This window comes from Duncaniella muricolitica (assembly GCF_910574735.1).
GTDB classification, from domain to species: Bacteria; Bacteroidota; Bacteroidia; order Bacteroidales; family Muribaculaceae; genus Duncaniella; species Duncaniella muricolitica.
In genome coordinates, this window is record NZ_CAJTCF010000022.1 from 1 (window position 1) to 12,648 (window position 12,648).

Genomic DNA, 12,648 nt, shown 5'->3' on the forward strand with positions numbered 1-12,648 from the left:
GTCTTTCGCTAATTTTATCACCAATGCCTTGAGTGCTATCGCTGCTTACTGCTTTTTCCCAAAGAAACCGTCTATCTCTTTGGAGTTTGTGACAGATAACCAGCTAACTTTGTTCTGATTGCTTATATCGAACTCACGTTATTTTATCTGTAACCGTATTGCAGAGCGTTTCTTGGATGTCTCGATTGTGAATGCGGGTTAATGCATGTTAAAAAATCCGTGTTGCCGGTATTTTGTTTGTAATTTTGTAACCGTTTTTGCCGAAAGGTCTATCTGGTTATAGACAAGCCTTTTGACTATCTCTCATGTATTCGTTGCGATCAACGGATTCCAATAATCATTTATCTATTATGCAAATAAAAACAGTTTTGCTATCCTTGGCAGTTATGTCGGGGGAATGCATGCTCTCGTGTACATCCGACGATTTGACAGTGTCGCGTGATGAAAGCTACACACGAGAATTTATCAAGACGTTTGGCGTCGCTTCACGCAGCCACGACTGGAACCTTGCCGTGCATAGTTCCGTGTCGGTCATCACCACGGCTCCGACCAATGTCAGAGTCTATGCCGAAGTCTCGGGCCGGGCTTCATGGGCTGGATGAATGATTCCGGCATAAAAGACGCATGGTATGCCGGAGGCGACAGGCACGACCCGTCACATGTGGTGGTGCGTTGATAGTCCGCAGAGTCATGGCGCATGGTCGCGGCCGGCATGAGCTATTTGTTGGTATTTTGACCGTTTTACAAGAAAAATCATGCGTCGGGACCATAAAAATTGACATAAAATCACAGTCTGTCATGAAAGTGTCGGCCTGTGGTAAAATAGTATTATTTACGAGGGCAAATTTGTACTAAATTTGCTCTCGTAGTTTTTAGTAAAAGAAACCTGTTGAATCTATTACCGCAAATACCCATTACCTAATATCGTTATATTTCCCTCTACAGGACCACAAGTTTTTTTGCCTAAATCTGCATCCTTTTACCAAACCGACACATTTTTGTCAATTTAAAACCTTAAATGCTTATGATTAAAAATTTACTCTCAATCGCAGCAATGACATTCTTTGCTCTCGGTGCAAGTGCCGAGACGTTGGATCTTACTCTCGCCGACCTTGGTTCCGGATGGGGTAATGCAACATATGATGCCGCTACTAAAACTATAACCTACGTAGAAGCATGGGCCGGAAAAGGTTGGTGGCTTGGAGATGTGGATTATAGCAAGTATGACGAGGCTGTAATCGAGTTTGAGCCTACTACTTTTGATGTAAAGCTCGTTGTGGAATATGTGTCTGACGGAGCCCAAAGTTCTGATGCAACTGTTATGGCTGGAGCAACAAAAGTGACATGTCCGCTTAACGAGACCTATAAAAATGCTGTAAAGCAGATATATATTCAAAATTCAGCCGCCGGCTCTCTGACTCTCAAGTCTGCCTATCTGCAGAACTCGGTGCCATTTGACCCTACCAAGGATGTCGAGTTGTGGAGTGGCGACCATAATCTTGGTGGTTGGAGTGGTGGACAGCCTCTTCAGATTGCATGTTCACAGTTTACCGCCAATAAGATTGCTGTTGGTGACAAGATAAAGATTTCCTATACCACAACCACTGGCGGTTCGTTTAAAGTGCAGTATGTGACGCAAGGATGGGCATGGACCGATTTTCCTCCTTTCCTCGCTCTTGAAGGGGTAAATGCTGAATATGGTACATATTATTCATCAGCATCCGGCTCAATTGAGATTCCGGTTGATGCTGCGACTCTTAAGATTCTGCAGGAAGAGCGTAGTATCCTTATTGCCGGTGAAGAGAGCGTAAATATCACACAGGTAGATATTGTAAGAGCTGATGGCGGCGGCAGCACAGCCATCACCGACATCGAGGCAGCCGACGAGAACGCTCCCGTGGAATACTACAACCTCCAGGGCGTACGTGTGGAGAATCCCTCCAATGGTCTCTACATACGCCGTCAGGGCAACAAAGTGACAAAGGTCATCATTTGATCCGCTATAAGACGATTATAGCCATATACATAAAAACACTTTTCATTGACTTTCCAATAGGTTCGACATACCATTGGCACGAACGACGTGCTTGACATAGAAACACTATTCTTTTTTGGATAGACGTAGTGATTACGTCGCCCCCATCGACAGCAAAGCCGTAGCAACCTTTTTCCCTTGGTCGCTACGGCTTTATCTCTTGTCAATTATATAGTTAAAATCCCAAAATTTGGCGTAACATATCATTAATTTGCATAAAATCACGCATCTGTAAATCGCATATTATGGCTCAATCCGAAATCCCGGAGCATCATAGATTAATGCTCCTGGCATACGTGTCCGCAGGCATCCGCAACCGAACAGGCCCCACGCATGCCACTCTATATCCCGCATGGGCGTCCGTAGGCATCCTGTGCATACCACACTACATCCGCAAGGGCGTCCGTAGGACGCAGATTTGATAGTAACCGGGTACACCGAAGCGCAGCGGAGGTGTGCCCGGACAAATGACACAATACAATGATGGCGTCCGACAGGACGCCGATTATCGGGCATGATAGCTGAAACAGCCCCCTCTCACGATAACCGATGTCCTGTCGGACATCATTTCTTTATAGCGTGCCACTCCGGGCACACCTCCGCTGCGCTTCGGTGTACCCGGTTACGATCAAATCTGCGTCCTGCGGACGCCCTTGCGGGATATAGATTATCATGCATGGGATGCCTGCGGACGCGTATGTCAGGCAGAATTGGGGCGGGCATTACTATGTGATGCACCATAACTTCGGCTTGGTCCGTAAAAAACACAGCTCCGTATTTACAAGATTAACTCTTTTAACTCCCTCAACTTTCTAAACCATAAGAGCTTACCGTTTGCCACGGAGGCGGCGCATGATGCTCATACCCCACAGGTAGATGGTCGACGGAGCTGCCGCCATGTCGGTAGCCATCGTCTCGGCCATCGTCATAGGGGCCTCGGTGCCAAACTGGCTCGGATAGATAATCACCAGGTTGGTATTGGCAAAATATTTGTGCAGAAACTCGGGCATAGCCTCCATGTCGCTGTCAAACGACACCGCGGCGCGGCGCGAACTGATCACCACCAGCAGGTCGTCATCGGAAATCTCGTTGGACTTCACCACAAAATCATCGTAATCATCCACCGTGGCAAACGACATCGGTATGCCTATCTTGGCCTGGGCAAGCACGGTGCGTATCATGGGGACGGTCGCCGGCTCGCACCAGTATTCTACCTCGCAGCCTATGTGTCGGCACAGATTGCCCGTAGCCTGCACCCAACGGCGGAAACCTGTCTCAAACTGTGCGTTCTTAGGCACAGCCACCACCATGCGCGTCATGGTCTGGAGCGGTATGTAGCAGCGCGTTATGACCACCATGCGGTTGGTGGTCTGGAGCAGACGCTCTATCTTGTCGCCAAGAAACGAATCGATGAAAGCGTTGCGCCTGTGCAGACCGATGATTACCTCGGTGATGTCACGTTCGGCCATAGTGTTGAGCACTCCGGTGATGAAATTGAGATCAAAACGCTCTATAGGAGTGAGCGACACCTCCACCGACGAAGCGGCTCTCTCAGCCACCTCGAGCGAACTGTGGCTGATGGCGCGCGCCGAGGCCGAATTATCGTTGCGCACATGCAGCGCGTAGAAATCGCCAGGCACCGACGAGTCGGGAAAACGCATTGACAGAGCCAGGTCGACGATGCCGGGAGCCGTCTGAGGGCTCGACACGGCTATCAGTGTGCGCGGCATGGTGCTCGACTCGTCGCGGGTCAGCTCCTCGTCGGTCTGCTCGATAATCTGCACCTTCAGACGGGCAGCGGCCGCAGCGGTGCCCATTGACGAGACCGAGCAGGTGATGAGTATCATCACCACTGTGCCGTTGAGTATCTCCACGCCGAAGAGCCCCATGCTGTAACCGATGGTAACCACCGCCAGAGCCACGGCCGTGTGGGCGTTGGAGAGCTGATACATGATGGAACGGTCGGTGGAGGTGAGTCCGAACACCTTTTGTGTCAGCAGCGCGGCGAGCCATTTGGTCGACATGGCCACGGCCGACATCACGGCAGCTATATAGATGGTGGCCCATCCGCTTGTAAATACCTTCACGTCTATGAGCATGCCCACGCCTATGAGGAAGTAGGGGATAAAGATGGCGTTGCCTACAAACTCCAGTCGCCCCATCAGTGTAGACCTGCCGGGGATGAAGCGGTTGAGCACAAGGCCGGCGAGAAATGCGCCAAACACGCCCTCCAGCCCTATCCACGAGGCCAGGGCGGCGGCAAGAAACACCATCACCATGACGTAGATAAACTGCTGTATACCGTCGTGATATTTCTTGAAAAAGTAGCTCGTGAGGCGCGGATACACATAATAGATGCCCGCGCTGTAGATCACCAGATAGCCAAGCACTCTCACGAGCGACAGTATGGAGCCGTCTCTCACCACTCCGAGCACTCCGGCCAGCACGATGAGCGAGCCGAGCACGGTCACGATAGTGCCCGCGATGGCTATGATTACGGCCGGCGAGCGTGTCAGGCCAAATCGTGCCACTATCGGATAGGCCAGCAGTGTGTGGGCCGAAAACATCGACGCCAGCAGTGTGGCCTCGGGCAGTTGCATCCCCAGCACGAGTATGGCCACGGCGGCTCCGATGACCAGGGGGATGCCGAAGGTGAACAGGCCGAATACAAGCCCTTTCGACAGATTTTTCTTCAGGTGATACATGTCTATCTCGATGCCTGCGAGAAACATCAGATAGAACAGTCCGACCTGTCCGAACACCTCGAAACTCATATCCTTGTCGAGCAGTCCGAATCCGTGCGGACCCACAGCCACGCCGGCAAGTATCAGACCGATGACGTGGGGTATCTTCAGCCGGTTGAGCAGAAGCGGAGTCACAAGTATGATGGCCATTACCGACAGAAATATAGGCACAGGGTCGGAGATAAGCGGCGTGCGCGCAAGGATAGCAGTAAGGAGTGTCATTCTGAGTGCAAAATTACTCAAAATACACCATATTTCCAATAATACGCCGCCTCACAAACAGACAGTCAAGGGATAAGACAGGAGTACAATTATCAAGGTTTGTCGTGAGATTCAAAACTTCCGTGAAAGTACTCCTGTCATTTTAAGAGGGTGTTGCAACCCCCATGATTTAATCAGTTACCGCCAGGAAAGGCCCGTAGGGCCTGTGCGAGCTTAGGCCATGGCAAGCACCCGCGCAAGCGGTGCGCAGCCATGGTATAAAGACATATATAAGACGGTGCGCCGCGTAGCGGTGCCACAAAATGTCATGATGGTAATTCACTGCGACTTAACGTTTTGATACGCTTGTATTGTTGTACCGCTACGCGGCACATGCTGGGGATAATTGTTCTGTACCATGGCTGCGCACCGCTTGCGCGGGTGCTTGCCATGGCCTAAGCTCGCACAGGCCCTACGGGCCTTTCCTTGCTACAATAGTCTGCAAATTATCTGATTTCAGGAGTTTTGCAACACCCTCTTAAACCTCTTAATGTCCTGTGACGATGATTTTCTTCCCGCCCGCTATGTAGATGCCGGGACGCAGCCCCTCGCCTGCATGCGAGAGTGGAGCCTGCGACTTGACTTTCATGCCCTGCATGTTGTAGACGTCTACAAGCTGAGAACCGGTGTCGGAGGTTATCTCGCCGATGCCCGACGGACCGTCGGGCCGGTCGCTGAGATAGACACGTGCGATTTTAAACGGTTGATTGCCATACGACCAGAAGCCCGCTATATAGATGTGTGACGGGTCAAGACTCTGCCCGTTGCCGTCTCTGAGGGCCGAAAGGTCAAATACCGCCAGGCGGTTGTTGCCGAAATCAACGGTGGCCGGCTGGCTCCAGTAGTCGTTCTTGTCAAAGAGTCTGAATGACACTCCACACGTGTTGGCTCCATCCAATTCGGCTATTAGATACTTGTGGGCCGAGAGGTCAATGCCATTGGGATACTTCCATCCGGCAAATCCGTATTGGCCGGTCACGAAAGTATGGGTGCTCTGGTCAAACGACCCTTTTTCCCATATCGAGGGATTGATATATCGTGCGTGCATAGGAAAAGCCTCGCAGTTGAGGGTCATTCCGTCGCTGTGTGTAGTGCCGTTGAGAGTATAGCTGATGGTGGCGTGTGTGGAGCCTATCGCGTTGCCTGTTATGCGGCCGTTTTCATATGACACTATGTCTGGATTGTCGGTGGTGATGTCAAAGTCGGTGACAGCGTTAAGCTGAAAGCCCCCGGCATAGTCGGCCACCATGGCCGGCACAAGCGACGAGCCTGTCGCGATGAGGTAGCAGTCGCCGTCGGAAGGCAATGACAGCTCCATGGAAGTCGGGGCCGACCCGAGCGATTCGCCGGCATAGTCTTTATACCAGTGGTATACCGGCCACGGACATGCCTCCGGGTCGTTGAGAAAGGTGTAGCCTCCCGCGCTGCCCTGAGTGCCGGTAAATTTGGCCAGATGCTCGCAGCCCGTAAACAGCAGCCAGCTCACGTTGCCGCAATTGTCGGCTATAATCTTGAAGTTGCCGCCAAATCCGTCGCCAAACATTTTGCCGGTAATGCTTTTGCCCCACGAAGCGTTATATTTCGACGGAGCCCAGTCCATCTCGGTCACCATTATCGGGGCAAAGTCGGCTACGGGACCTACCTGTGCGTCCCATCCGGCCGAGAATGCCTCGAAGCCTCCGCCATAGCTTCCTCCGAGCTCCTGGCTCGGCTCCATGGCGTCGCTGCCATACCATCCCGGATAGACATGTACAGCATAACCTATATTGTCACCTTTGACGGGATATTTGGCAAATCCCGCATATTGCGACTGATAGCCTGTGCCGGGTATCCATAGTATGTTGTCACAGCCGTTGCCCCTCATGATATCGACAATTTCCTGAAAAAACTGTGACAGATTTTTGAAACTGCCGTCCGACCATGACGTATAGTTGCCGTCGGTGCCTTTGATTTCGATCGGTTCGTTGGCAAGCTCAAACATTATGTGCGGATTGCCGGTCAGGCGGCTGTGTGACGACACATGCCCCCACACTTTTTTGAGATATTTGTGATAGTCATCGCCCACGGCTATCCTGGAGGGGCACACGCCCGGCGGTCGCATCACAACATAAAGCCCTTTTGAGACGGCATATTCGGCCATCGGGATAAATACTTCATCAAGATATCTGGTGAAGCGTGAGAAGTCAAACGCCGAGATGTCATGTTCGCCCTCTGTCTTGACTCCCGGAGTGTTTGACCAGTAGGGGTCCATGTGCAGACGTATGAAACTCATCTTCCATCCGGCCGCGAGGAGTTGGTCGATTTTCTCTTTGTTGTATCTGAGACATGCGTCAACGTCATAGTTTCCCCACTTGGTGTTTTGCTCGTTGAACCACGGACTGTATGTCTGGGCAAAGCCGTGGAGATTGACCACATTGCCGTCAGAATCTTTCAGGTATCTTCCTTCCACGTGCAGGCGGGGCATCGGCATACCCGGCCATCCCGACGCCGTGACTGTCGCGCATAGCAGCGACACGCCGGTCAAAAGCTTTCTTATCAGGTGCATGACTGTTATGATATTTGGTGTGACGTAAAGGTATGACAAATCCCGCACACCGGCATGTGTCGATGTGTGGGATTCGTATGGATTTGTAATATGTCTTTAGATATGTATAGGGGTGGGCACGTTATGGATTGACGTATGTGTTTGATTTGGTTACATCTCTGCCAGATTGCTTAATGATTGCAGTATGGCGGTCTCTTTGGGGAGCTGAGGGGCGGGGCGCGAGGCATCCCACGGCACTCCGGGCAGCAGGGCCGTCCGGCATCCGAGACTGTGGGCGGGAAGTATGTCCTTGTCAACGCTGTCGCCGACCACGAGCACTTTGCCGGGGTCGGTTATGCCGAGCGCGCGCAGGCCTGCGCGGAATATTTCGGGGTCGGGTTTGCGTATGCCGGTCTCGCCGCTGTCGATGACTGCACGGAAGAGGTGTGACACTCCGAAGTCGGCGAGCACCGCGCGCAGGTTGCCGTAAAAATTCGAGACTATTGCCAGTGGATAGTCTTCGGCCAGGCGGCGCAGCGTCACGGCCGACTCGGCCACACATTCGCGCGCGCTGTCGTAACACCTGCGGCCTATGGCCTCGTGCAGCTCCGGTGTGTATATGTCGAGATAATCGAGCTGAAGGCCGATTTTCTTGCGCATGACCTCGAGAAACGTATCTTGCGGACCGATACACTGCTCGCGCTCGAGAGCGCGCTCAGCGTGCACGTATGCCTCTCTGAACGCCTTGCGTGTCACCTCGGCTCTCTCCGACACATAAGCGCGCCATATCACCTCGCTCCAGTGGTCGCCGCGGCTGTCGAGCGTGCCGCCGTAGTCAAATATTATGCCCTCGGTCTCTTTCATCGCGCTGTAAGCTCTCGGGTCAGACTGCGGCATATGCTCTCGTGACGCCACACCATGTAGGCATAGATGGCGTTGAGAATGGTGAGTTCGTAGACAAAGTAGAGCCACGGCTCGCCGAGCAGAAGGGTGATGAAAAGGCCTATGGTGCGCCAGTTGAAGGTCAGGATGTTGGTATACTTCATCAGTGGGAGCGAGAGACTGCGGAAACGGTCGCGGAACTCCACTGGGATGCGGCCGTCGGGATAACGCTCTTTGAGCGCGCGGCGCAGCCCCTGCATGGCGGGCGATGACGCTTCCTGGCGGCGTGTGTAGCCGAGATAGGTGGTCATGGTGAGCCGACGCCAGAAGTTGCCGCGCCACGTCAGGCCCGACTCCTCGAGCTGGCGGCGCAGGTCGGCGGCATTGTCAAGCTCGCTTCCCTCCTCGCCCTTGAGAAAGTAGAGGTGAAACTGGCGGTAATAGTCGGCCATCGAGGCCTGGCGTGCATGGCATATGCCGGCCGCTATGGCCATGGTCCACATTATCCAGTGGTGTGACTCGAAGAGGCTGACGGCCTGGTTTTCGCGCAGCACGATGGCTATGTAGATGGCGGCAAACCAGAAGTCGCCGCTAAGCCCGTCGAGTATGCGCCCGAGGCGTGAATATTGCTTGGTGAGCCGGGCCAGTTGTCCGTCGGCACTGTCAAACGAGTTGGCCCACACGAGCAGCAGCATACCGATGACGTTGATCCACAACTGAGGGTAGTAGAAGAGTATTCCGGCTCCCACACCGAGAAATATCGAGGCGATGGTGATGGCGTTGGGGGTGACACCGACGCGTGCGGCCAGCCGCGCCCACATGAATCCTATGGGGCGGTAGAAGGCCAGGTCGATATGCTCCTCGGTGTCCATCGACTTGAGCGACTTGCGATATTCCTCTCTCCAGCCGCTCACCTTGCGATGTAGTTTTTATAAGCGTTGATAAAACGGCCGAAGGCTCCGATGCGCATGAGCCCCTGCTCGAATATAAGCCAGCCGACAATTGTGACGCCGATGCCGGCGAGCACGTCGATGATATAGTGGTGGGAGGTGTAGACGGCCGTAAACCATATGCCGAGACATATCACGGCAAAGAGCACACGCAGCCACACGCCACACCGCGCACGCAGCGAGTAGATAAACGCTATGAGCATATAGGCGGCATGAAGCGAGGGGAGGGCGGCAAACACGTTGGAGTTGCGCGAATAGAGACCGTCAAAAATCCCTACGCCCATCATCTCGTCCCAGCGTCCGAGACCGGCTGTCTCGCCGTGTGTGCCGGGGATGAAGTCAAATCCGTGCATGGCCACATACCACGGCGGAGCGGCGGGATGCACATAATAGAGGGCAAAGCCTAAAAGATTGACAAAAAGGAATACGAGTGAGAAGTGGAGATACACCTTGTATTGTCTGTCGAAATAGAGCCACAGGCCGAAGAGTATCGGCACCGGCACCCAGCACAGGTAGAAACATCCGGCCAGAAAGTCGAGCACAGGGGTCGTGTGCATTGCCCACCACTCGTTGGGGGTGACGATTGTGCCCGCTACGGCCTCGTTGGCGGCCGGCAGGGTGATGCCGAAGAGTGACGACTCGGCGGAATAGAGCCCGAAGATGTCCACCGGGTTGACCTCATAGTTGGGGCAGATGTTCATCCAGTCATAGGAGATGCCGAAGACTATAAACGGCAGCAGGGCCACGACCAGTTTTCTTGTAACGCCTGTGACAAGCAGCATGGCCGCGAGAAACACCGCTATATACAGGTGCTCGGGCCGGAATCCGACAAAAGTGGCGGTGACGGCAAGCCACACCACAAGGCTGATGACTATGATGGCACTTTCGCGCTTGGAGGGAAACTGCATTTTACGGAATATGTTCAAATTTCTCGGCCGCTGACACAGCGGCTAAACTTTAAACTCTCTAAACTACAATTGCTTGCGCACGTGGTTGATGCGGGCAAAGGCCGTAATGTTGGCAAACACCGCTATGATGCCCATGCACACGATGAGAATAGTGGTGGCGTCAAACTCCGCCGGGCTGACACACTGGCCGGTGATGCCCGTGGCGAGCGCACCGATGCTGGTCACCACCACGCGCTCGGGACGCTGCATGAAGCCAACCTTACACTCGAGGCCGAGGCCTTCGGCGCGGGCACGCACGTAGCTCACCATGATTGAGCCGACAAGAGCGATGAAAGTGATGAGCGCGCCGCCCACATAGCCGGTCTGTATGAGATAATAGCTGATGCCGCCGAGAGTGAAGAGCTCGCAATAGCGGTCGAGCACCGAGTCATACATCGCGCCGAATGTCGAGGCCATGCCGCCAAGGCGTGCCACCTGGCCGTCGAGCATGTCAAAGAGCGAGAAGAGTATGATGATGGCTCCGGCCCATGTCACAAGGTCATAATTCATGTTGGTGGCCGAGCCGGTATATCCGGCATAGACGAGCAGGGCCGCCGCCGCGATATTGCCGAGCAGACCTATGGTCGTGACTATGTTGGGGGTGACGCCCATGCGTATGAGCAGTCTTACGAAGGGGTTGATGACACAATAGATGCCCTGCTGGAGAGCATCGCGCATCTTCTTGAAAGTTGATGTCTTGGGTTGCATTGTGATATCTGAATCGGGCATAGAGATACGTATGGAAAATGATTGGTAGCGTTGGGTATATATATCGATGGGATTTCAGTCGTGGGAATCTATGTCACTTGTCTGAACCGTTCTTGCCGGGGTGCATGAACAGATCGACAAATCTTATGGCATAGGGGTCGATGCGGTTGTGACGGTATACAAAGTTTTTCTGCATGAGGAAGTTCCAGAATATCGACACTATGAGCGAGACGCTCAGTCGGGCCGCCGCGTAATATCCGTTGGGTTTGAAACCCATCTCTTCGAGAAAACTAAGCTGGTTGAGCAGCTCGAAGGCGGCCTGTGTGCCGTAGACGTTGAGCAGCAGCGAGCCTAACCATACGAGCGAATATTTCACGGCCACGGCCTTGACCGGTATGTCGGTGGCATGGAATGTGAAGCGGTAGTTGATGCAACAGTTGACTATGCCACCACACACCGCGCCGATGGCTGTGGATATCCACGGAGCCAGATGGACAAAGGCAAAGAACACAAAGCCCACGCCCATGTCGATCCACGAAGCGATCTGTGATGACACCGACGAGCGCAGAAATGTCGACACGATGTCACCGCCGTTGATAAACTTATCCTTTATTTTTGATATGCTTTTTGTTGCCATTTTTGTTGTCGGGTTTGTTATTTGCGCTTTTTGATTTCGGCGAGAATCGCACGGGCTATCACGCCCGAGGCCTCGACGCGACAGGGCGCGAAACTGGGCCAGTCGTTGAAGTCGATGATGGAAAAGTTGCCCTCGGGGTCGATGATGGCGTCGCCGCCATAGATGCGTATGTCGAGTATGTCGGCCGCGCGGTCGCAGGCGTCGCGAAACTTGTCGATGTCAAATCTCGCCTCCTCGCCTCCCCGTCTCGGGGCTTTGTCATCGCCTTTTGACGAGTAGGTTTTCTCGAAGGGGTAGAAGCAGTAGAAGTAGTCGGTGTCTCTCACTCCGTAAAATTTCACCTGGTCGCCATCCAGGTGACGGTTGATGACGGCACGCTTGATGCCGCGCAGAAAGTATTCCTGAAGCACTTCCTGAGCCTCTTCGGGATGACGCACATAGGTGACGTCCTCCTTGTGCATGGCATACGTGTCGCCGCGCTTGATCCAGGCGCGCTCCATGCCGATGCGCTCCATCTGCTCGGTGACGGTCTGGTTGGTGTTGACCATGAGGCTTTCGGGATAAGGGATGCCTGAGCCGAGGAGGATGCGTGTGAGGCGTTCGCGAGTGCAGTTTTCCACTCCGTAGCCCGAGTTGATTACGAGGCGGCCCGAGTCTTCCATGGCCTGGAGTATGGGAAACGAGCGTTGGTCGCGGCACATGTGTATCACTATCGGCTCTTTGACGGCTCCTGCTATGAGCTGTTCCTCCGAATAGGTCTTCACCTGGCAGCCACGCTTGCGCAACTGTTCGCACGTGAGGTTGATTATGGCCGCGTCGTTGCCTATGTGGTTGGGCGAATAGGCTCCGGCGCGGAGTATTGCTGCTATTTTAGTGTCGGCCATACTGTTATTTGCCCTGCGGGCAAAGGTTATGAGGTTATAAGGTTATGAGGTTATGGAGGAGAGCTTTGTTTTTGCC

General features: G+C 53.5%; 11 protein-coding genes and 1 pseudogene. 4 read left to right on the forward strand and 8 right to left on the reverse strand.

The genetic code is table 11. From position 1 onward, the window contains the following. The 4 genes and pseudogenes from QGT73_RS06435 to QGT73_RS06450 all read left to right on the forward strand — a co-directional run. Positions 1 to 118 (forward strand): annotated as a pseudogene (locus QGT73_RS06435) (IS982 family transposase); the annotation flags it as partial. A 268-nt stretch (positions 119 to 386) separates the two neighbouring features. Further along, positions 387 to 602 carry a hypothetical protein gene (locus tag QGT73_RS06440; RefSeq protein ID WP_280121874.1) on the forward strand — a complete coding sequence of 72 codons (216 nt, stop codon included), beginning with the start codon at positions 387 to 389 and terminating at the stop codon, positions 600 to 602. Positions 603 to 1,024: 422 nt separating this feature from the next. Then, on the forward strand, positions 1,025 to 1,996 hold the full coding sequence (locus QGT73_RS06445; RefSeq protein ID WP_280121875.1) for a hypothetical protein: 972 nt from the start codon (positions 1,025 to 1,027) through the stop codon (positions 1,994 to 1,996). Positions 1,997 to 2,280: 284 nt separating this feature from the next. After that, a complete protein-coding gene (locus QGT73_RS06450; RefSeq protein WP_280121876.1) occupies positions 2,281 to 2,457 on the forward strand; it encodes a hypothetical protein in 177 nt (58 codons plus the stop codon). Positions 2,458 to 2,862: 405 nt separating this feature from the next. Here QGT73_RS06450 and QGT73_RS06455 read toward each other — a convergent pair whose 3' ends face one another. The 8 genes from QGT73_RS06455 to QGT73_RS06490 all read right to left on the reverse strand — a co-directional run bounded on the left by QGT73_RS06455 (position 2,863) and on the right by QGT73_RS06490 (position 12,572). Next, a complete protein-coding gene (locus QGT73_RS06455) occupies positions 2,863 to 5,001 on the reverse strand; it encodes a cation:proton antiporter (protein WP_280121877.1) in 2,139 nt (712 codons plus the stop codon). A 526-nt stretch (positions 5,002 to 5,527) separates the two neighbouring features. Further along, on the reverse strand, positions 5,528 to 7,585 hold the full coding sequence (locus QGT73_RS06460) for a cellulase family glycosylhydrolase (RefSeq protein ID WP_280121878.1): 2,058 nt from the start codon (positions 7,583 to 7,585) through the stop codon (positions 5,528 to 5,530). Positions 7,586 to 7,735: 150 nt separating this feature from the next. Beyond that, positions 7,736 to 8,428, reverse strand: a complete 693-nt coding sequence (locus tag QGT73_RS06465) for an HAD family hydrolase (protein ID WP_280121879.1) — start codon at positions 8,426 to 8,428, stop codon at positions 7,736 to 7,738. Then, on the reverse strand, positions 8,425 to 9,318 hold the full coding sequence (locus QGT73_RS06470) for a CDP-alcohol phosphatidyltransferase family protein (protein WP_280121908.1): 894 nt from the start codon (positions 9,316 to 9,318) through the stop codon (positions 8,425 to 8,427). Before QGT73_RS06470 ends, QGT73_RS06465 begins: the two co-directional genes overlap by 4 nt. 38 nt (positions 9,319 to 9,356) lie before the next feature. Next, positions 9,357 to 10,304 (reverse strand): phosphoinositol dihydroceramide synthase, encoded by a 948-nt coding sequence (locus tag QGT73_RS06475; protein WP_123616575.1) that lies wholly within the window; start codon positions 10,302 to 10,304, stop codon positions 9,357 to 9,359. A 63-nt stretch (positions 10,305 to 10,367) separates the two neighbouring features. Further along, positions 10,368 to 11,051, reverse strand: a complete 684-nt coding sequence (locus QGT73_RS06480) for a CDP-alcohol phosphatidyltransferase family protein (RefSeq protein WP_280121880.1) — start codon at positions 11,049 to 11,051, stop codon at positions 10,368 to 10,370. Positions 11,052 to 11,145: 94 nt separating this feature from the next. Further along, the gene (locus QGT73_RS06485; RefSeq protein WP_280121881.1) at positions 11,146 to 11,688 is read right to left on the reverse strand and encodes a GtrA family protein; all 543 of its coding nucleotides are present in this window, start codon (positions 11,686 to 11,688) and stop codon (positions 11,146 to 11,148) included. 17 nt (positions 11,689 to 11,705) lie between these two features. Beyond that, positions 11,706 to 12,572: a hypothetical protein gene (locus QGT73_RS06490; RefSeq protein ID WP_123616573.1), complete on the reverse strand. Its 867-nt coding sequence runs from the start codon at positions 12,570 to 12,572 to the stop codon at positions 11,706 to 11,708. Positions 12,573 to 12,648: the final 76 nt, after the last annotated feature.